This window comes from Saccharopolyspora antiqui (genome assembly GCF_052246905.1).
Taxonomy (GTDB): domain Bacteria; phylum Actinomycetota; class Actinomycetes; order Mycobacteriales; family Pseudonocardiaceae; genus Saccharopolyspora.
Window position 1 is genome coordinate 47767 of record NZ_JBQQBO010000025.1, and the last position, 19974, is coordinate 67740.

Below are 19974 nucleotides of genomic sequence, written 5' to 3' on the forward strand. Positions count from 1 at the left end.
GTCGCGACCGAACGACAACGGGATTTCGAATCAGCGCACTACGGACGACATGCGCTGCGAAGCAAGGCTCGTGAGTGGTAATCGCGGAAAAGAGCCGGAATTTCCGGTCACGACATTGTCATGGGTCCAGGTAGCGGAGTACTGCGAGGACTCGGCGGCTGTAGCCGGTGAGGTGGGCCAGGTCGAGTTTGTCGAAGATGGCGTTCGCGTGCTTTTCGACCGCGCTCTGGGAGATGTGCAGGTTCGCCGCGATTCCGGCGTTCGTGCGGCCCTGGGCCATCTGGTCGAGCACGTCCCTTTCCCGGCGCCGGTTCGACCGGCAGCCGGGGTGTTCCAACATGCGGGCATGTGTCGCGGAACATCAAAAAGAACCGCCGACCCCCTTGACGCGCCCACGACCGGAGCCGCACATTGTTGCGCATCGCACTCCGTGTTCTGGATAGCACAACGGAGGTCCCACGATGTTCCAATCCCGCCCGACGACCGAGCCGATCGCGGTGTTCAACCGCTGCGCCATCGACGACACCCGCACGCACCAGGATGCCTCGCTGCCGGAGAGCCAGGTGGCAGCCGCATGAGGACGATCACGATCGTCGGCGCCTCGCTGGCGGGCTGGCGATCGGCCCAGGAGCTGCGCGAACAGGGCTTCGACGGCCGGATCGAGCTGATCGGCGCGGAAGTCCACCGCCCCTACGACCGGCCGCCGCTGTCGAAGGACTTCCTGTCCGGCGTGGTCGACGCGCCCGACCTCGCGCTGGCCGATGACAACGACCTCGCCGCCGTGCAGGCGACGTGGCGGCTGGGACGGCGCGCGGTCGCACTGGCCTCCGGCGACGGCGCGATCGAACTCGACGACGGCTCCCGATGCCCGGCGGACGCGGTGGTGATCGCAACCGGCGCCAGCCCGAAGACGCTGCCGGGCCCACCGGGTGTGCACGCGCTGCGCACCGTGGACGATGCGATCGCGTTGCGCGCGGACCTGCGGCCGGGAGCGCGGGTGGTGATCATCGGCGCCGGATTCGTGGGCGCCGAGGTCGCGTCGACCTGCCGGGACCTGGGCCTCGACGTCACCGTGGTGGAGGCGCTGGACGTTCCGCTGGCGCACGTGGTCGGCGGTGAACTCGGCGCGGTGTGCGCGGCACTGCACTCCGATCACGGCGTCCGGCTGCTGTGCGGCACCGGAGTCCAGCGGCTGCACGGCGAGCAGCGGGTCACGGCGGTGGAGCTGACGAGCGGCGCGGTCCTGCCCGCCGATGTGGTGGTGGTCGGCATCGGCGCCCGCCCGAACACCGACTGGCTGCGCGGCTCGGGCCTGACGATTTCCAACGGCGTGCAGTGCGACGCCGGAGGTGTCACCGACCTGCGCAACGTCGTGGCGGTGGGCGACGTGGCCCGCTACGGCACCAGCCGGTTCGAGCACTGGACAACGGCGCTGGAACAACCGGCCACCGCGGTCGGCAACCTCCTCGCCGGACGCACGGCGGCGCACTTCTCCGCGGTGCCGTACTTCTGGTCGCAGCAGTACGGGGTACGAATCCAGTTCGCCGGGCGGGTGGACCGGACCGATCAGGTGGCGATCGTCGACGGCGCGCCAGCGGACCGCCGCTTCGTCGCGACCTTCCACCGGCACGGCGAAACCACCGGAGTGCTGGCGATGAACAACCCCAAGGTCTTCACCAAGATCCGCAAGCAGCTCGCGACGAAATCCACCGCGCCGGTCAGCTGACCGCGGCTGACCCGGCGCCGCGATCACGACCCGCTGCGTTGCTCCGCAACGTCCGCCAGGTCGCGGAAGGCCCGCGCGACGAGACGCACTTCCTCCGGGCCGAACTCGGACGGCTCGTAGTGGCCGTCGCGGTAGTCGTTGCCGAGGTGGGCGATCAGGTAGCTCTCGTCGCCCTCGCCCTCCATGGCCAGGGTCAGCTGATCGCCAGTGCGGGGAATGCAAATCTCCACCGGCCCCGTCTTGGAACGCTGGAGGTCGAGCATGGCCTGAGCCACGTGGCGAGCCTCGTCCGGGTCGAACTCGCACGGTTCGCACTTGACGTCGCGATTGCTCGCAAGACAGGAGATCACGTAGCTCTCCGCGTCCGAGTCCTCCACCGCCACCACGAGCTGATCACCGGTTTGCAGACGAATCTCCACCGACTCCGCCTTCGCGTGCGTGGTCCGTGCGCTCACGGCGTCAGTGTGGTGCACGTCTTCCCCGCTCATCCGATGGTCCGATGAGAGTCCGCAGCCAGCCCACCGGGTTCGGCACACCGCGATCGCATTTTGTCCGAAGCCTAGTCGAGGCCGCGTGCCGGACCGCGCCGACCACGGGTATCGCATTTCCTCCGGTGATCATCTGATCATTCGCTGTCACTGCGGCTCCTGGGCTTTCCCCTTCGGTTTTGTATTCACGCATTCGGTCCGCTCAAGACGAGCGGCACGGGTCGCCGCCTCGCTCAGGAGGACCGAGAGCGGCACTTCGCCGAGCTCTGGCGCGATTCGGACGTCGGCGTTCGCCTCATCCGGCGTCAGTCGACCCGCCTTCACGAGCACTTCGAGCAGGGGCACCCCCAGCGCCTTCGCCATGATCCGCGAATTGCCGATGTCCGGCCGATATCCCTTGCGCCACCGAAAGACGACACTGGGTTTCAGCCCGCTGTGCTCGCAGAAGTCGTAGACCGTCCAACCGCGCTCCACCAGGTGTCGTTCGAGGTACGCGACGAAATCGCTCCCGCCTTCGGCAGCGTTACCAGAATCGCCCGAAGGTGCCATGCATTCGAGTCTAGTCGCGCGCATGCGACTCGAAGCAGGCCGCCGACCAGTTCGCCTGGTACTACTGCAAATGGCTCAATCGACCCGAGAGGTCGTATCAAGATTGCAACTGACTGGATTCAGCGCAGTACAACGAATTAGAGTTCAGTGGCACGAACAGGACTCGCTGGCATACGACCCGCCGAGGAGGAAAACCATGCCATACCTCGTCCACCTGCGCCCGGAAAAGCTCCGGGAGTACTGCAACGCGCGCGGGTGGGATGTCGACGATTTCGCCGAGGCGGCGCAGCGCAGCCGTTCCACGGTGTACCGCGCCCTCAGCGGCGATCAGCCGGGACCCGAGCTCATCGCCGCGTGCGTGGTGCTCTTCGGTGAAGCGGCGCTACCGGAATTGTTCCGCTTCTCGCACTCCCACGAGGAGTTCAGGCCAACGCGCCAGCCGTGCAGGCCGCTGGCGTCCCACCTGGGTCGACGCAACACCAGATGAGCACTTCCAGAGTCCACTGTGGATAGAGTGCGGGATTGACGGCACAACACTCGATCCCGCAACGAAAATCAGGCCGCCGACTCGACGTCACCGGGGACCTCGTCGGTGTCGGCCTCCACGACAGCCGCGCGGCGATCCCGCCGCCGCCAGAACCAGATCCCCACTCCGACGAGCACCAGGAGAACCACCAGGATCCAACTGGCCTGACCCAACATCTCCTCGATGTACTTCGCCGACGCCCCAGCGGCCCACCCGATGCTCACGTGCGTCGCCGACCACGCAACCGCCCCCACCAGCGAGGAGAAGAAGAACCGGCCGTAGGCCATCCCGCTGGCTCCGGCGGCGGCAGGCATCAGGGTCCGCACCACCGGCAGGAACCGGGCCAGCAGAACGGCACCGATTCCCCACTTGCACAACAGCCGCCCGGCGCGGTCCCAGTGGTGCTGGCCGAGTTTCCGCACCACCTTGGTTTCCCGCATCTTCAACCGGTAGCGGCGCCCCAGCCAGAACCCGATGTTGTCCCCCACCGCAGCGCACACCGCGACAACACCGGCCAGCACGAAGAAGAACCCGGCGTCGGTGACCGCCGCCGAAGCGACCAGCAGCCCGCTCTCGCCAGGCACCAGGAAACCGAGCCCGATGGTGCATTCACCGAGCACCAAAGCACCGGTCACCAGCACCAACAGCGGCTTCGGCAAGCCTCCGACGACTGCCAGGATGTCGCTGATGAAGGTCACAGAACTGCTCCTCGGCATGCGTGCGGCTCGGACTGGCGTCACACTACCGGCGTAATCATGCCCCAGTCTCCGGAATGTCCCCCACCCATCCCTGAGGTGCTGTCCTTGTCCCGTTCTCGACGCGGCGCAGCCGCGATTTCGCGCGAAATCGCCTCCCACTCCGCACGGGATGCGCCGATTTCGCGCGAAATCGCCAAGACTCAGACCGGGTGTCCCGTCCGTCAGCAGGCCTTGACCCAGGAGCATTCCAAGGCGCTTTCGTCGACCCGCGTGCTCGGGTCGTCGAGCGACGTCCGCGACTGCGTCACCTGCGGTCGGCCTCGGGGCTGGTCCTGGGCACCGTTGTACTCGGCCAGCCGGATCGCGATCGCGTCCTCCAGATCCTTCGGCGAGCTCGTCAGGAAGTCGTTGAACAGCACCGAGAAAACCAGCTGCCGACCGTTGGCGGCGGTGACGTAGCCGGACAGCGCGGTGACACCGGTCAGCGAGCCGGTCTTGGCGTGCACGTTGTTCGCCGCCGCGGTCCCGGCCATCCGGCCGCTCAGCGTGCCGCCGACCATGTGGTCCGCCACCCCGGCCACCGGCAGCGCGTCGTACCAGGCCTGGAACCACGGGCGCTGGCGCACGTTGTCCAGCAGCACGGTGAGCTGATCCGGCGTGACGTTGTCCATAGTGGACAGACCGGATCCGTCCACCAGGCGCAGCACCTGCGGGTCCACCCCCAGACCGGTCAGCTTCTCGTTCAGCACTTCGAGCCCGGCCGCCCAACTGCCCTCGCCCCGGGCCTCTCGACCCATCGCCTTCACCAGCACTTCGGCATGCCCGTTGTTGCTCAGCTTCAGAAACGGCACGAGCAACTCGCGCAGCGGGATCGACTGCCGCTGCGCCAGCGTCCGCGCACCACCCGGCACCCCGCCCTCCCCGGTCCCCTCGACGGTCACGCCGTGCGCGGCGAGCGCGCGGGCGAAGACGTCGGCGGCGTACGCGGACGGGTCGGGCACGCTGGTGAAGTCCTCGAAGGGCTGCGCACCGGCCGCAACGGTGCCGCTCACCACCACCCGGGAGCCGCCGTGGTCGCGCTGCACGGTCACGTCGGGCTCGCCCCCGGCAGTGGATGTGGTGGTCTGGTTGTCGATCCGCACGGCCTCGGTGGCCGGGTCGAGCTGCACCACGGCCGGTTGCCCCTCGGTGGTCGGGCTGACCCGCACGATCGCGGTTCCGGCGTCGAAATCGGTGTTGGGCGCCACCGTCAGCGCGGACACCGGGGCGGCGTAGTAGTACGGCTCGTCGTCCCAGGCCCATCCGGTGCCCAGCGGCACGTCGTCGAACCAGCTGTCGTCGGTGCGCAGATTCCCCTGCACGACCCGGATCCCGGACTCGGCCACCTGCGCCGCGAGCCGGTCGTAGTCGGCCGCGAGCAGCGTCGGATCGCCGGTGCCGCGCAGGTAGAGGTCACCGAGCAGCACCGAGCCCTGCTGCGCCGCGCTGGTCAGCACATCGGTGCGGAACCGGTAGTCCGGCCCCAGGGTTTCCACCGCAGCGGCGGAGGTGAGCAGCTTCGCGTTCGACGCCGGGGTCGCCCGGTCCGTCGCCTGCCTGCTGTAGAGCACCTCGTCGGTGTCCGGGTCGCGCACCACGACTCCGGCGTGCGAGCCGTTCAACCGCTGGTCCGCGAGGATGTCGTCGAGGTCTACCCGCAACGCGTCCGGCCCGCTGGGCGCGGCCCCGGACGGGGCCACGAAGGCGAACGGAACACCCAGCGCCACCGCCAATCCGAACGCCAATCCCCATCGTCGACGCATCACGCAGCTCCCTCGGCTAGCCAAACAGATCATGCAGCGTAAACCGCCCATCACAGCCGGTCAACGAGGCTCGGAGCTTGTTTCGATCTTGTTTTTCGAAGCGTCGTAACCGCTTGGCCGACTCTCGCCACTCGCAGCGCCGCGGGCGCGGTCGCCACCAGCGCGGAGAGCCCGAGGGTCGCCGCCGTCGCGTGCACCAGCAGCCCGCAGGTCACCCCGGCCGCCGCGAGCCAGCCCCAGCGCGCACCGTTCGCGGCGCTGCGCGTGACGAGCACGAAATCCGGCCCCGGCACCAGGACGATCACCAGCAGCGCCAGCAGGAACGACCCCCAGGCGATGTGCACGACTGCTCCTTCGAACCAGACGGACGGCAAGGCCCTGACCGCGCCCCGGCACCTGCGCCCCAAACGCCGCCGATCGCGGTGAGACCTGCGCGCGAAATCGCCAACTCCGCCACGCGAACCGGCCCGCAGGAGTGCGCGATCAATCGCTGACGCGTAGCAGCCCTTCTTGGACGACTGTCGCCACCAGGCGGCCGTCTCGGGAGAAGAAGCGACCGGTGGCCAGGCCGCGGGCGCCGGAGGCGCTGGGCGAGGCGCAGTCGTAGAGCAGCCACTCGTCGGCGCGGAAGCGGCGGTGGAACCACATCGCGTGGTCCAGGCTCGCGCCGCTGACGTTGTCCAGCCCCCAGTAGACGCCGTGCCGCGCCAGCACCGCGTCGAGCAGCGTCATGTCGGAGGCGAACGCCGCGATGCACACGTGCAGCAGGTCGTCGTCGGGCAGCACGCCGTCGGCGCGCATCCACACCTGGCTGCGGGCTTCCCGCGGCCCGCGCTCGCGGCTGACCCACGGCGGTTCGGTCACGTAGCGCACGTCGATCGGTCGTGGCTGGGCCCTGCCCAGCTTCTCGATCAGCGGGCCGATCTGTTCGCCGAAGGTCGGCAGCGTCTCCGGGTCCGGCACCTCGGGCATCGGCTCGGCGTGGTCGATGCCCTCCTCCTGGAGTTGGAAGGACGCCGACAGGGCGAAGATCGCCTTGCCGCGCTGCACCGCGACGACGCGGCGGGTGGTGAACGAGCGACCGTCGCGGGTGCGGTCGACCTCGTAGACGATCGGGATGCTCGGGTCGCCAGGCCGGATGAAGTAGGCGTGCAGCGAATGCACCTGCCGCTCCGGCGGCACCGTGCGACCGGCGGCGACCAGCGCCTGCCCGGCGACCTGACCGCCGAAGACGCGCACCGGCGAGGAAGCCGGGCTGACACCGCGGAAGATGTTCTCCTCGATGCGCTCCAGGTCGAGCAGGGCCACCAGGCTGTCCAGCACCGGCTGGCCGTGCGGCATGCCGTTGACGTCCAGCGGAACGTCGTCCCGCAGCCGAGTGCCGGTCGGGTCCGCAGCCGCGGCTCGGGCCGCTTCGGTCACTGCGCGCTCCTAGTGCTCTTGCGTCCGCCCGGTCAGCGGACGGGAGCGCCGGGTGGCTCCCGTCCGAACACGCGGATCAGACGTGGTCTTCCTCGCCCAGTCGATGCACGCGGATGAGGTTGGTCGAACCGACCGTGCCGGGCGGCGAACCCGCGACGACGACCACCATGTCGCCGCGCTGCGAGCGGCCCAGGGACAGCATCGCCTGGTCCACCTGCCGCACCATTTGGTCGGTTGTGTCGACTTTAGGCACCAAGAACGTCTCCGTCCCCCAAGTGAGAGACAGCTGACTCCGGACGGATTCCTCCGGGGTGAACGCCAACAGCGGCAGCCTGGTGTGCAACCGGGCCAGTCGGCGCACGGTGTCGCCGGACTGCGTGAAGGCGACCAGTGCCTTGGCGTTGAGCCGTTCGCCGATGTCACGCGCCGCGTACGAGATGACGCCGCGCTTGGTGCGCGGGACGTGGCTCAGCGGCGGTGGTGCCGTCGAACCGGCCTCGACCGCTTCGACGATGCGCGCCATCGTCTGCACGGTTTCGATCGGGTAGCGGCCGACGCTGGTCTCGCCGGAGAGCATCACGGCGTCGGTGCCGTCCAGCACCGCGTTGGCGACGTCGGAGGTCTCGGCGCGCGTCGGACGGGAGTTGTTGATCATGGAATCGAGCATCTGGGTGGCGACGATGACCGGCTTCGCGTTCTCCCGCGCGATCCGGATCGCCTTCTTCTGAACCAGCGGCACGTGTTCCAACGGCAACTCGACGCCGAGGTCACCGCGGGCGACCATGACGCCGTCGAAGGCCAGCACGATGGCCTCCAGGTTGTCGACCGCCTCCGGCTTCTCCAGCTTGGCGATCACCGGGACGCGGCGGCCGACCTTGTCCATCACCTGGTGCACCAGGTCGATGTCGGCCGGGCTGCGCACGAAGGACAGCGCGATGAAGTCCACGCCGAGCTCCAGCGCGAACTCCAGGTCCTCGATGTCCTTCTCGGACATCGCGGGCACCGAAACGTCCATGCCCGGCAGGGAAATCCCCTTGTGGTCCGAAACCGGACCGCCCTCGGTCACCTCGCACACGACGTCGTTGTCCTCGACGCCTGTGACGGTCAGCCCCACCTTGCCGTCGTCGACCAGCAGTCGGTCGCCGACCTTGGCGTCGTTGGCGAGGCCCTCGTAGGTGGTAGACACCCGATCATGGGTGCCCTGGATGTCGTCGACCGTGATGCGCACGGTGTCACCGGTTCGCCACTCCACCGGCCCGGCGGCGAAGCTGCCAAGGCGGATTTTCGGCCCCTGCAGGTCGCCCAGGATTCCGACGGCGCGGCCGGACTCCTTGGACGCGGCCCGGACCATGTCGTAGACCTGCTGGTGATCCGCGTGGCTGCCGTGGCTGAAGTTCAGCCGGGCGACGTCCATCCCGCTGCTGACGAGCTCGGCCACCTTCTCCGGTGTGGCGGTGGCTGGGCCCATGGTACAAACGATCTTGGCTCGTCGACTCACGTTGTGCCAGCGTAGTCTGTTGACCGCTGCGTGCAGCACGCAGCCATGCCTGTCCGCGCCGATCGGGGAGATCGTTGCTGGATCATTACAGAACTCAGCTCGCCCGAGCGCCGTTCGTGATCTCGGGACTGGCGAGTCTGGTCATCCTGTTCACCCCCGAATCGGGCGTACCGACTGCGCCGCCGGGCACCGACAAGGTGGTGCACTTCGCGCTGTTCGCGGCGCTGGCCAGCACCGGCCGGATCGCCGGATGCCAGACCTCGCGCCTGCTGCCCGCGCTGGTCGGCTACGCGGCGGCATCGGAGGTGCTGCAGGGACTGCTGCCGCTGGGACGCAGTTGCGAGCTCGCCGACGCGCTGGTCGACGTGGCGGGCGTGGCGGCAAGTTGGGCGATCATCGCGGCCGTGCGGCGCCGCTGAGCTCAGCGGCGCTTCTTCTCGGTGACGCCGATGTGGTCGGCGCACCACTGGTTGAGTTCCCGCACCGCGGTCCACGCCTGTCGAACCCGCTCCAAGCAGGCCCGCTCGTACAGCACGTCGTCGGACTGCCAGCTGCGGGACGCGTACAGCGTGCGGTGCTTCAGCAGATCCAGCCGTGGATGATCGGCGGCGAAGCCGCGCGGCCGACTCCGCAGCGTCTCCCCGGCGATCTCCCACCCCGCGCCGACGAGCACGTCGAGCAGCTTCCGGAGGTGCTCGCCGTGGATGTCGGTGTCCACCGCGGTGCGGAAGCGGGCGAGCTGGTCGGACTCGGTGTGGTAGCAGCCACCAGCGACGAGCATCCCGTCCGCGCCGATCTCGACGTAGTAGGCACCGCCACCACGGCCCTGCTCGATCACCGCGCCGCAGTGCGTCTTGTACGGCGACTTGTCCCGGCTGAACCGCACGTCCCGATGCGGCCGGAAGACCTTGCCCTTGCCGAAACCGGGCGCGAAGTCCGGTTCCAGTTCGGCGAGCAACGCCTCCATCGGCGCACGCACCTGCTCGCGGTAGACGACCAGGTTGTCGTTCCAATAAGCCTTGGAGTTGTCGGCCACCAGCCCGTCGAAGAACTCCAACGCGCCGTCGCCGAAACCTTCGAACCGCACCGGATCAGCCTAGGAGTCCGCCGTCGGTCCGGCAGCACCCCCCGGGACCGCGATCACGGCCAGTCCAGCAGGCGCGCCGGATTCTCCTGGAGCACCTGCTCGAATCGGGGGCCCAGCAGCGCCCGGGCCCAGGAGAGGAGTTCGCCGAAGCTGCGGCCCTGTTCGTGCTGCGTCCACGGCCAGTCGCTGCCCCACAGCAGGCGGTCCACCCCGACGGTGTCCGCCAGTTCCGCCGCGGCCGTGCTGGCCTGACCGCTGGGGCTGCGGTAGGGCGCGGAGATCTTGATCCAGACGTGCTCGCGCGCGGCCAGTTCCCGGACCGCGTGCCGACCGGGGTCCGCGGCGCGTCGCGGCAGGCCAACGTGATCGATCACCACCGGTCCCGGCCACTCGCGCAGCGCGGGGGCGAGTTGGACCCACTGCGGTCCGCAGGCCTGGAATTCCAGGTGCACGCCGAGCCGTGCCATGCGGTCGGCGAAGGGCTCCCACGCGGACAGGTCGGGCACCGCCACGCCGATCAGGTTCAGCCGGATGCCGCGCACCCCGGCCGCCTGCAACCGATCAAGCCCGGCGAGGTCGAGCTCGGCCGGGTCGACCACCACCACGGCCCGCAGCCGCGCCGGGTGCCGCGCCGCGCAGTCCAGCAGGAAGGTGTTGTCGGTGCCGAGGAAGCTCGGCTGCACCAATACGCCGCGATCGATGTCGTGGCGGTCCAGCTCGGCGAGGTAGTCAGTCGGTTGCGCGTCGTAGTCCGGTGCGTACCGGCGGCCTGCCGCCAGCGGCAGGCCGTGGTGGAAGACGTGGGCGTGGGTGTCGACGGAGGTGCGCACCGCATTATTTTAAACCTCTATAGGACTAGACGACTAAAGGAAGAGGGTTCATGATGGCGGGCATGTCATCGTCGTCAGCCAAAGCCGCGCGCGAAGCGCTGGCCGCCATGGACCCGCGGCTGCCGCTGCACGCTCGGCTTCGGGAAGCGCTCACCGAGCGCCTCCGCGGCGGCGAGTGGCCCCCCACCGAACCGCTGCCCGCCGAAGCCGAACTCGCCCAGGACTACGGGGTTTCGCTGGGCACCATGCGGCGGGTGCTGACCGATCTGGTCGACGAGGGTCTGTTGGAGCGCCGCCAGGGCAACGGCACCTACCTGCGTCGGATGCAGGCGCAGAACTCGCTGTTCCGGTTCTTCCGCCACTACCGGCAGGGCGACCAGGTGCCCGCCAGCCGGATCCTCGCCCGCGAGACCGAACCCGCTCCTGCCGACGTCGCGAACGCCCTCGGCGAGCGCACGGGTGCTCGGACGTTGCGGCTGCACCGCGTGCGGCTCTACGACGGCGAGCCGTTCCTCGTCGAGGACATCTGGTTGCCGTTGCCGACCTTCGAGCGGCTCCGCGACGTCGACCTGGACCAGATCGGCGACCTGCTCTACCCCGTCTACGAGCAGTTGTGCGGGCAAATCGTGGGTTCCGCCGACGAGGAGCTGTGGGTGGAACTCGCCGACGGCCGGATCGCCGAACTGCTCGGCTGCTCGTCCGGCGAACCGGTGGTGGTCGTCGAACGCGTGGCCCGGACCCATTCCGGCACCCCGGTCGAGGTGCGCCGGTCCCGCGGTCTGGCCAGCACGTTCCGGTACCGCGTCGAAATCCACTGACCCAGCGCGTACCCCCACAACTCCCGGATCGAGGGAAGGTTTTTCCACCATGCCCGCTGAATTGCTGTCGGTGCTCGTGCTGGTCGCGGTCTTCGCGCTGGCCATGTGGCGTCCGGTGAACATGGGTGCGGTGGCGCTCGTCGCGGCTTTCGTGCTCGGCACGGCCTACTTCGGGTTGGACCCCGATGATGTGGCCAAGGGTTTTCCCGGCTCCCTGCTGGTGACCCTGGTGGGCGTCACGTGGCTGTTCGCCATCGCCAAGCACAACGGGACGGTGGACCGGATCGTCGGCCGCTCGGTGCAGGCGGTCGGCGGCCGGGTCGTGCTGGTCCCTTGGGTGCTGTTCCTGCTGGCGGCCGCGATCACCGGCTCGGGTGCGGTCAGCGCGGCGACCAACGCGATCCTGGCGCCGGTCGGGCTGGCGTTCGCCCAGCGCTACCGCATCCATCCGATGCTGGTCGGGCTGTCTATCCTCAACGGCACGAACGCCGGTGGTTTTTCCCCGATCAGCGTCTACTTCAGCATTGTCGACGGCGTGCTGGTGCACAACGGAGTGCAGGTGAACGCCGGTGGGGTCTTCCTGGCCACCTTCCTGTTCAACCTGGCGCTGAACCTCGTCGCGTTCACCCTCTTCGGCGGCTGGAAGCTGCTCGGGCGCGGCAAGGTGCAGCCTGCGGAGGTCGAACCGGCGGACGGGCCCGGGGCTGCCGTGCAGCGCTGGAGCGGCGCGCAGGTGCTGACCATCGCGCTGCTGGTGCTGCTCGTGATCGGGGCGCTGGGGTTCGACCTCGACGTCGGGTTCGGCGCGCTGGCCGCGGCCGTGGCCCTCACCGTGATCTTCCCTCGGCAGAGCAAGGACGCCGCCGCGCAGATCGGTTGGAGCGTCGTGCTGCTGATCGGCGGCATCGTGACCTACGTGACGATGCTCCAGAACGTCGGCGTGGTCGACAGCCTCGGCGCTTCGATCGCGGGCATCAGCCAGCCGCTGCTGGCGGCGCTGCTGATCCTGCTGGTGGGCGGGCTGGTATCGGCCTTCGCCTCCACGAATGCGATGTTCGGCGCACTGGTACCGCTGGCCGTGCCGTTCATGGCGTCCGGCGACATCGCGGTGTTCGGTTTCGTCACCGCGCTGTGCGTCGCGGCGTCTGCCGTGGACTCCAGTCCGTTCTCCACCGGCGGCGCGCTGGTGGTCGCCAACACCGAGGAGTCCGAGCGCACCAGGACCTTCCGCAACCTGATGGCCTGGGGCATGTCGATGATCGGTGTCGCACCGCTGGCTGCCTGGCTGGTCTTCCTGGCCGTCCCCGGCCTGGTGTGAACAACCCGGTCCGCGGTGGCGCTGCCAGCACTCGATCTTCCGGCGCATCCGCGGAAGTCGGGGCGCGCCGCCCATCCCGAACGCACCCACCGCGTCTTGGCAGTTACATTCCGCATTAAGGCATTCACACAAACCGCACGATGCGGTGAGGCCCGACACATTCATCCAGGGCTAGCGCTGTTTACGCTTCGTGCCTATCGATTCGATATTCACTCTTACGGGTGAGACGACCTAGCTGGGTACAAGATCGCAGGTCAGAGCCCATTCAGCGGGTTAAGCTCGTGGCGTGGTCTCCACTGCGCGAGCCCGTGTGCGGGAGCCAGCGGGCAATCTCCCGGCCGACGTCACGAGCTTCGTCGGTCGACGCCGCGAGATCACCCTCACCAAGCGCCTGCTCGCCGAATCCCGGGTGGTGACCCTCACCGGCCCCGGCGGCGTCGGCAAGACCCGGCTGGCGATCCGGGTCGCGAGCAACATGCGCCGCTCCTTCCGGGACAAGGCGCGCTGCGTCGAGCTGGAAGACGTGCGGGACGGCTCGCTGGTGGTCGACGCGGTCATCGAGCAGCTTGGCATCGGCGGCCCGTCGGCCGGTGACGACATCGACACCGTCATCGAACAGCTCAAGAACCGCGAGATGCTGCTGTTGCTGGACAACTGCGAACGCGTGGTCGAGGACGTCGCGCTGCTGGTGGACGCGGTCGTGCGGTGGTGCCCGGGAGTACGGGTGCTGACCACCAGTCGGCAGTCGCTCGGCGTCGCCGGGGAGGCGACGATGGTCGTCCCGCCGTTGCAGGTCCCCGACATCGAACACCTGCCGCCGCCGGAGGCCTACGAGCAGTTCTCCTCGGTCCGGCTGTTCATCGAGCGGGCCAAGGCCGCGGTCCCCGAGTTCGAGGTCACCGCCGAGAACGCCACCGCGCTGATGCGGTTGTGCCACCACCTCGACGGCAACCCGCTGGCGATCGAGCTGGCGGCGCTGCGGCTGCGCTCGCTGTCCCTGCGGCAGCTGGAAGAACGCCTGGCCGAGCACTACGACCTGCTCACCGAGGGACGCCGCGGCGCCCCGGCCCGGCAGCAGACGCTGCGCGCGTTGATCGACTGGAGCTACGAACTCGCCTCCGACCAGGACCGGTTGACGTGGGCGCGGATGTCGGTGTTCTCCGGCAGCTTCGACCTGACCGGCGCTGAGCAGGTGGTCGCCGACGGGCTCTCCGAAACCGATGTGCTCGGCGCGATCCACTCGCTGGTGGACAAGTCGGTGCTGATGCGCGAGGAAGAAGGCGGCGAAGTCCGCTTCCGGCTACCGCACACGCTGCGCGAATACGGTCAGCACAAGCTCATCGGGTTCGGCGAGCTGGATGCCGTGCGGCAGCGGCACCTCGCCTTCTACGCCAACCTCGTCGGCCGCTTCGCCGCCGACTGGATCGGCCCGGACCAGGTGGCCTGGGTCCAGCGGCTGCGCAGCGAACAGGGCAACCTCCGCGTGGCGCTGCGCACGGCCGCCGCGAGCCCGGAAACCGCCGGGACCGCGCTGCGGATGTGCACGGATCTCTGGCCCTACTGGGGGATCCGGGGCCTCAACAGCGAGGGCCGCCATTGGCTCGACGAGGCCATGGCGATCGCGCCGCACGAGGTGCCCGAGCGGGTGCGGGCGCAGCGGGTCGGCGCTTGGTTCGCCCTGCTGCAGGGCGACACCGACACCGCGAAATCGATGTTGGAGCAGGCCACCGAGCTGGCCGACCAGCGCGGTGAGGAGACCGAGAAGGCCTACCTGACGCTGGTGCGGGCCATGGCGGCGTTCTTCGTCAACGACATCGCACGCGCGGCCGCGCTGGCCGAGGAGGCGTTGGGCCAGTTCCGCAAGCGCGAGGTGCTCGGCGGCGAACTGTTCACGCTGTTCGGTCTCGGTCTCGTCAAGGGCCTCGGCGAGGACTACTCGACCGGGCTGGGTCTGCTGGCCGAGTGCGTCCGGCTGACCGCGGAGCGCGGCGAACTGTACTGGCGCTCCTACGCGCTGTCCGCGTCCGCGCAGGTCGAGGTGCGGCGCGGGGATCCGGAGCGGGCCGAGGCCGCGGCGAAGGAAGCCCTCGGCATGCAGCGCCAGCTGGACAACCGGATGGGGATGGCCACCAACGTCGACAGCCTCGCCTGGGTGGCGCAGCGGCAGGGCAGGCACGAGCGCGCCGCGCGGCTGTTCGGCGCGGCCTCGACGGCATGGGACGCGGTGCGGGCGGCGCCCGGTTTCTGGGCGAACTTCGCCGCCGACCACGACGAGCACGAGGCGCAGACCCGGGCTTCGCTCGGGGACGGGGCGTTCCAGGAGGCGTTCGACCGGGGCCGCCAGCTATCGCTGAACAGCACCATCGACTACGCGCTGGAAGTGAAGAAGAACGTGCGGGCGCGCAGCGAGGACAACGTGCACCCGATGCCGCTGACCCGGCGGGAGCGGCAGATCGCCGAGCTGGTCGCGCAGGGCAACACCAACAAGGAGATCGCCGAGAGCCTGGTGATCGCGCAGCGCACCGTCGAAGGCCACGTGCAGAACATCCTGACCAAGCTCGACTTCTCCTCCCGCGCGCAGATCGGCGGTTGGGTCGCGACGCAGAAGCCTGGTGCCGTCGCGGACGCTACCGCCGAGTAGTTCACGTTAAGTAACCGAGACCATTCGCGACGTCGCCCTAATGGGCGAATCTAGGTACCTACGTACGTGCAAACCGCGATGCGTGTACACGCTCCGTGCTGGAGTCTCGGTTCCCGTGACCCCCGAACAAATTAATTCCCCCGAACTGATCGCCCCCGACGATCGAAATACCCGGAAGACCGGGTGGCACCGCTGTGCGGCAGCGGCGCCACGAACGGCGAACTGGCTGCGCGCCGCGTTCGTCACCGACTCGGCGAACCGGCAGCACCGCGTCCCCCCGAAGATGCGGTCCATGCAGCTCGGCGTCGCCGTGGCCGCCGTTGGCGTGATCGGCGTCTTCACCGGCGTCGGCCCCGTGAAGACCGAGCAGCCCACCGTGCAGGCCGCCGCGCACGTCGCCCCGCTGGCCGACGCCGCACCGCTGCCCGCGCAGGCCCAGATCGCCCCGCAAGCCCAACCCGCCCCTGCCGCGCAGCCTGCGCCCGCCGCACAGCCCGCCCCGGAGGCTGTGCCCGCGCCGGAGGCCGCGCCGGTCCAGGACAGCGCGAAGGACCAGGTCGGCGCCTGGATCGACCAGGCGCAGGGCGTGCTGGAGGCCAACGGCATCTCCCGCGACCAGGCCGACGCCGACGCGATCCGGACGATCATCATGCACGAATCCAACGGCAACCCGAGCGCCAGCAACGACTGGGACTCCAACGCCGCGGCGGGCACCCCGTCGATCGGCCTGATGCAGACCATCAAGCCGACCTTCGACTCCTTCGCCCTGCCCGGCCACGAAAACATCTACAACCCGGTCGACAACATCATCGCGGCCACCCGGTACTCGATCTCGCGCTACGGCTCGGTGTCCGACGTGCCCGGCGTGGCGAGCACCCGGTCCGGCGGTAGCTACCAGGGCTACTGATCCCCCGCCCAGGAACTCCTGAGCCACGGTTACTGGGCGGCAGCCGCCAACCCCGACAACGTTCCCTCCAACGCTTCGGCGACCAACTCGCGCATAGCTTCCTCAGCCCGCGCCCGGTCACCGCCGCGGATGCACTCGGCGATCTCGCAGTGCAGCCGCACGGCGACCGGGCGCGGATGCATCGGCATCAGCCCGTGCCCGGCCCGCCACCGCAGCAGCTCCTCGAATGATCACCGATGTGGCCAGCGGGGCCCATCTTTCGCCGCTGGTGCTGGGTTGGTTGATCGCGGTCGGCATCCGAGTCGCGACCGGTTCGGCGACGGTGGCCACCATCTCGGCCGCTGGCATGGTGGCGCCGCTGGTGGCCGGACTCCCACCGGCGCAGGGCACTGGTCGCGCTGGCCATCGGCTCCGGGTCGCTTTTCCTCTCGCACGTCAACGACGCCGGGTTCTGGCTGGTCAAGGAGTACTTCGGGATGACCGTCGGACAGACCCTCAAAACCTGGTCGGTGATGGAAACGCTGCTTTCGGTGGTCTCCTTCGGCGTGATCCTCGGACTGTCCGCCCTGCTGTGACTCGGGGGTGGGGGGGGGGGGGTCCCCCCCCCCCCGACCGCACTTCGCCGCGCGCGGTATATTGGCGGGTCGGGCCCCGATGTGGGCTTTCCCTGACCTGTCTCTGGTACAAGGTGGCGCAATTGTCGAATGCCCGAGCCGATCGGGATGCCGTCCGCGCGCAGGAGATCGCAGCCGAGCAGCAGTACCTCGCCATGCTCTACGCGAAGCTGGATGCGCTGCGGCAGGAAACGACGCAGCGGCTGAAGGAAACGCTGCGGGACAGCGGTGGTCCGCCGCAGGCGCGCACCGAGCGCGACATCTCCACCCGCATGTACACCGACAAGCTGACCCAGCTCAGCGCCGTGGAACACGGGATGTGCTTCGGGCGGCTGGATCTGGACAGCGGCGAGACGTTCCACGTCGGTCGGCTCGGGTTGTTCGACGAGGACAACGAGTACGAACCGCTGCTGCTGGATTGGCGCGCCCCCGCCGCGCGGCCGTTCTACCTGGCCACCGCCGCCGCGCGGGACGGTGTTCGGCGCCGACGGCACCTGCGCACCAGCTGGCGGAAGGTGCTGGACTACGAGGACGAGGTGCTCGACCTCGACGCCGCCGAAGAGGGCGGCAACCTTGGTCTGGCCGGGGAAGCGACCCTGCTGGCCCGGCTCGACGCCCGCCGCACCGGGCAGATGCAGGACATCGTCGCCACCATCCAGGCCGAGCAGGACCGCATCATCCGCGCCGGGATGAACGGCGTGCTGGTGGTGCAGGGCGGCCCCGGCACCGGCAAGACCGCCGTCGCGCTGCACCGCGCGGCCTTCCTGCTCTACACCTTCCGCGAACAGCTGTCCAAGCGCGGTGTGCTGGTCGTCGGCCCGAACCCGACCTTCCTGCGCTACATCGGGCAGGTGCTGCCCTCGCTCGGCGAGACCGGCGTGCTGCTGTCCACTGTGGGCGGTCTGTATCCGGGGATCACCGCCACCGGCGGCGAATCCGCGCGGGCCGCGGAGATCAAGGGGCGGGCGAGCATGGTGGACGTGCTCGGCGCCGCGGTCCGCGACCGGCAGCGGGTGCCCGAGGACTACACCGAGATCACCTTCGATCGCGAGGCGCTGCGCATCGACCGGCACACCGCGACCCAGGCCCGCACCCGGGCCCGCCGGTCCCGCAAGCCGCACAACCGCGCTCGGCGGATCTTCCGCGACGAGATGTTCGCCGCGCTGACCATGCAGGTCGCCGACCGGCTCGGTCGTGACCTGCTCGATCGCCGCGACCTCGACGACATCAACCGCGAACTGCGCGCCGATGCGGTGGTCGGCAAGACGCTCGAAGAACTGTGGCCGGAGATCACCCCGCAGGAACTCCTGGACGACTTGCTGAGTTCGCCGCAGCGGCTGACCACCGCAACCCGCAAGCACCTCGACGACGCCGAACGCGACGAACTGCTGCGCTTGCCGGGCACTGCCTGGACGCCCAGCGATGTGCCGCTGCTGGACGAACTCGCCGAACTGCTCGGCGTGGACGACGCCCAGGCGCGGGCCGAGCGCGAACGCCAGGAACGCGAGGAACTCGCCTACGCGCAAGGCGTTCTGCACATCATGGAGCAGGACGAGGAACTCGCCGACGAGGAACGGCTGCGGGTTTCCGACGTGCTCGACGCCGAACTGCTGGCCGATCGGTTCCGCGCCAGCAGCGACCTGACCGCGGCCGAACGCGCCGCCGAAGACCGCACCTGGACCTTCGGGCACGTCATCGTCGACGAGGCGCAGGAACTGTCCGCGATGGCGTGGCGGGTGCTGATGCGGCGCTGCCCGAGCCGGTCGATGACGCTGGTCGGCGACGTCGCGCAGACCGGCGCGCTGGCCGGTGCCCGGTCCTGGCACGAGGTGCTGCACCCGTACGTGCAGGACCGCTGGAAACTGGTGGAGCTGACCGTCAACTACCGCACCCCGGCCGAGATCATGGCCATCGCGGCCGACGTGCTGTCCGAAATGGACACCGACCTGGCGCTCCCGCGATCGGTGCGCACCAGCGGCCACCAGCCGTGGACCCGCCAGGTCCCGACGGCCGACCTAGCCGCCGTGCTGCCGAGCGTGGTCACCGACGAACTGCGCGAGGTCGGGGAAGGCCGCCTGGCGGTACTGCTGCCGCCGGAGCTGCTGGCCGAACTCGGCCCGCGGCTGGCGGATGCGCTGCCCGACGCGGTGGTCGGCACCCAACCCGACGATCTGGAATCCCCGGCCGTGCTGCTCACCGTCGACCAGGCCAAAGGTCTGGAGTTCGACTCGGTCGTGGTGATCGACCCGGCCACCATCGTCGACGACTCCGAACGCGGCCTGAACGACCTCTACGTGGCGCTGACCCGCGCCACCCAGCGCCTCGGCATCGTGCACCCCGACGGGCTCCCACCAGTCCTGCGGAGCATCTGACGGCACATCGCGGAATGGGCCTAGTCCTTGCGGGCTGTCACGGCGACCGTGACACCCAGGCCGATCATGGTGAGCCCACCGACCCCGCCGACCATGGCGAGTCGCCTCGGTGAGCGGGCGAACCAGTTCCGCGCGGTGGCCGCGGCCAGCCCCCACACGCTGTCCGAGGCCACCGCGATGACGTTGAAGACCACGCCCAGCAGCAGCATCTGAACCGCCACGTGGCCCTGATCTCGGTCGACGAACTGCGGCAGCACGGCGGCGAAGAACACGATGGTCTTGGGGTTGGCGACGCCGACCGCGAACCCCTCCCACAACGTGCGCAGGCTGCCGTGCGCGGGACCGTCACCGGTGAACGCGGCGTGCAGCGACCCGCGCTGCCGGATCGCCTTCACGCCCAGGTACACCAGGTACGCCGCGCCCACCAGCTTCAGCGCGTTGAACGCCAGGGCCGACCGCTCGACGACGGCGCCGACTCCGAACGCGACGGCGACGACGAGCGCGTAGGCCCCGAGCGTGTTCCCCACGACCGTGGTCAGCGCGGCACGGCGGCCGTGCGCCAGCGCGCGCCCGATCACGAACAGCACGCTCGGGCCTGGGATCACGATCAGCAGGAACGACATGGCCGCGAACGCGAGCAGCCGGTCAATGGGAACCACGAAGCCATGTAACCACAAC

General features: G+C 69.3%; 19 protein-coding genes and 2 pseudogenes. 9 read left to right on the plus strand and 12 right to left on the minus strand.

Annotated elements, in window-relative coordinates; genetic code table 11:
* Positions 1–118: 118 nt before the first annotated feature.
* Positions 119–304 (minus strand): annotated as a pseudogene (locus ACTWQN_RS30405) (response regulator transcription factor); the annotation flags it as partial.
* 270 nt (positions 305–574) lie between these two features.
* On the opposite strand from ACTWQN_RS30405, the gene ACTWQN_RS30410 reads away from it, so the two are divergent.
* Positions 575–1726, plus strand: a complete 1152-nt coding sequence (locus tag ACTWQN_RS30410) for an NAD(P)/FAD-dependent oxidoreductase (RefSeq protein WP_443207047.1) — start codon at positions 575–577, stop codon at positions 1724–1726.
* A gap of 23 nt (positions 1727–1749) precedes the next feature.
* Here the strand turns inward: ACTWQN_RS30410 and ACTWQN_RS30415 are convergent, their stop codons facing one another.
* Both ACTWQN_RS30415 and ACTWQN_RS30420 read right to left on the minus strand, forming a co-directional pair.
* On the minus strand, positions 1750–2181 hold the full coding sequence (locus ACTWQN_RS30415) for a hypothetical protein (protein ID WP_443207048.1): 432 nt from the start codon (positions 2179–2181) through the stop codon (positions 1750–1752).
* Positions 2182–2361: 180 nt separating this feature from the next.
* Positions 2362–2763 carry a helix-turn-helix domain-containing protein gene (locus ACTWQN_RS30420; protein WP_443207049.1) on the minus strand — a complete coding sequence of 134 codons (402 nt, stop codon included), beginning with the start codon at positions 2761–2763 and terminating at the stop codon, positions 2362–2364.
* A 196-nt stretch (positions 2764–2959) separates the two neighbouring features.
* Here ACTWQN_RS30420 and ACTWQN_RS30425 point away from each other — a divergent pair, with 196 nt between their 5' ends.
* Positions 2960–3250, plus strand: a complete 291-nt coding sequence (locus ACTWQN_RS30425) for a helix-turn-helix domain-containing protein (protein WP_443207050.1) — start codon at positions 2960–2962, stop codon at positions 3248–3250.
* 68 nt (positions 3251–3318) lie between these two features.
* On the opposite strand, the gene ACTWQN_RS30430 is transcribed toward ACTWQN_RS30425, so the two are convergent.
* The 5 genes from ACTWQN_RS30430 to pyk form a co-directional block, all read right to left on the minus strand.
* On the minus strand, positions 3319–3987 hold the full coding sequence (locus tag ACTWQN_RS30430) for a DedA family protein (protein ID WP_443207051.1): 669 nt from the start codon (positions 3985–3987) through the stop codon (positions 3319–3321).
* A 221-nt stretch (positions 3988–4208) separates the two neighbouring features.
* Positions 4209–5789: a D-alanyl-D-alanine carboxypeptidase/D-alanyl-D-alanine endopeptidase gene (gene dacB / locus ACTWQN_RS30435; protein ID WP_443207052.1), complete on the minus strand. Its 1581-nt coding sequence runs from the start codon at positions 5787–5789 to the stop codon at positions 4209–4211.
* 50 nt (positions 5790–5839) lie between these two features.
* Positions 5840–6133 (minus strand): LysE family transporter, encoded by a 294-nt coding sequence (locus tag ACTWQN_RS30440; protein WP_443207053.1) that lies wholly within the window; start codon positions 6131–6133, stop codon positions 5840–5842.
* Positions 6134–6272: 139 nt separating this feature from the next.
* Positions 6273–7211 (minus strand): acyl-CoA thioesterase II, encoded by a 939-nt coding sequence (gene tesB / locus ACTWQN_RS30445; protein ID WP_443207054.1) that lies wholly within the window; start codon positions 7209–7211, stop codon positions 6273–6275.
* Positions 7212–7287: 76 nt separating this feature from the next.
* Complete coding sequence (gene pyk, locus ACTWQN_RS30450; RefSeq protein ID WP_443207055.1) at positions 7288–8709, minus strand: pyruvate kinase; 1422 nt, start codon at positions 8707–8709, stop codon at positions 7288–7290.
* Positions 8710–8783: 74 nt separating this feature from the next.
* On the opposite strand from pyk, the gene ACTWQN_RS30455 reads away from it, so the two are divergent.
* A complete protein-coding gene (locus ACTWQN_RS30455; RefSeq protein WP_443207056.1) occupies positions 8784–9128 on the plus strand; it encodes a VanZ family protein in 345 nt (114 codons plus the stop codon).
* Between the two features lie 2 nt (positions 9129–9130).
* Here ACTWQN_RS30455 and ACTWQN_RS30460 read toward each other — a convergent pair whose 3' ends face one another.
* Both ACTWQN_RS30460 and ACTWQN_RS30465 read right to left on the minus strand, forming a co-directional pair.
* The gene (locus ACTWQN_RS30460) at positions 9131–9796 is read right to left on the minus strand and encodes a DUF2461 domain-containing protein (RefSeq protein WP_443207057.1); all 666 of its coding nucleotides are present in this window, start codon (positions 9794–9796) and stop codon (positions 9131–9133) included.
* 53 nt (positions 9797–9849) lie between these two features.
* On the minus strand, positions 9850–10626 hold the full coding sequence (locus ACTWQN_RS30465; protein WP_443207058.1) for an amidohydrolase family protein: 777 nt from the start codon (positions 10624–10626) through the stop codon (positions 9850–9852).
* A gap of 62 nt (positions 10627–10688) precedes the next feature.
* Between ACTWQN_RS30465 and ACTWQN_RS30470 the strand changes: the two genes are divergently transcribed.
* The 4 genes from ACTWQN_RS30470 to ACTWQN_RS30485 all read left to right on the plus strand — a co-directional run bounded on the left by ACTWQN_RS30470 (position 10689) and on the right by ACTWQN_RS30485 (position 16310).
* Positions 10689–11444, plus strand: coding sequence for a GntR family transcriptional regulator (locus tag ACTWQN_RS30470; RefSeq protein WP_443207059.1), 756 nt, complete (start codon positions 10689–10691; stop codon positions 11442–11444).
* 49 nt (positions 11445–11493) lie between these two features.
* A complete protein-coding gene (locus ACTWQN_RS30475) occupies positions 11494–12762 on the plus strand; it encodes an SLC13 family permease (protein WP_443207060.1) in 1269 nt (422 codons plus the stop codon).
* Between the two features lie 286 nt (positions 12763–13048).
* Positions 13049–15403, plus strand: coding sequence for a LuxR C-terminal-related transcriptional regulator (locus ACTWQN_RS30480; RefSeq protein ID WP_443207061.1), 2355 nt, complete (start codon positions 13049–13051; stop codon positions 15401–15403).
* 115 nt (positions 15404–15518) lie between these two features.
* The gene (locus ACTWQN_RS30485; protein WP_443207062.1) at positions 15519–16310 is read left to right on the plus strand and encodes a transglycosylase SLT domain-containing protein; all 792 of its coding nucleotides are present in this window, start codon (positions 15519–15521) and stop codon (positions 16308–16310) included.
* 29 nt (positions 16311–16339) lie between these two features.
* On the opposite strand, the gene ACTWQN_RS30490 is transcribed toward ACTWQN_RS30485, so the two are convergent.
* Positions 16340–16492 (minus strand): hypothetical protein, encoded by a 153-nt coding sequence (locus tag ACTWQN_RS30490; protein ID WP_443207063.1) that lies wholly within the window; start codon positions 16490–16492, stop codon positions 16340–16342.
* A gap of 44 nt (positions 16493–16536) precedes the next feature.
* Between ACTWQN_RS30490 and ACTWQN_RS30495 the strand changes: the two are divergent.
* A pseudogene (locus ACTWQN_RS30495) lies at positions 16537–16885 on the plus strand (GntT/GntP/DsdX family permease); the annotation flags it as partial.
* A gap of 122 nt (positions 16886–17007) precedes the next feature.
* Positions 17008–19296 (plus strand): HelD family protein, encoded by a 2289-nt coding sequence (locus ACTWQN_RS30500; protein WP_443207064.1) that lies wholly within the window; start codon positions 17008–17010, stop codon positions 19294–19296.
* Positions 19297–19316: 20 nt separating this feature from the next.
* On the opposite strand, the gene ACTWQN_RS30505 is transcribed toward ACTWQN_RS30500, so the two are convergent.
* Entirely contained in the window at positions 19317–19955 is a 639-nt protein-coding gene (locus ACTWQN_RS30505; RefSeq protein ID WP_443207065.1) for a LysE family translocator, read from the minus strand.
* Positions 19956–19974: the final 19 nt, after the last annotated feature.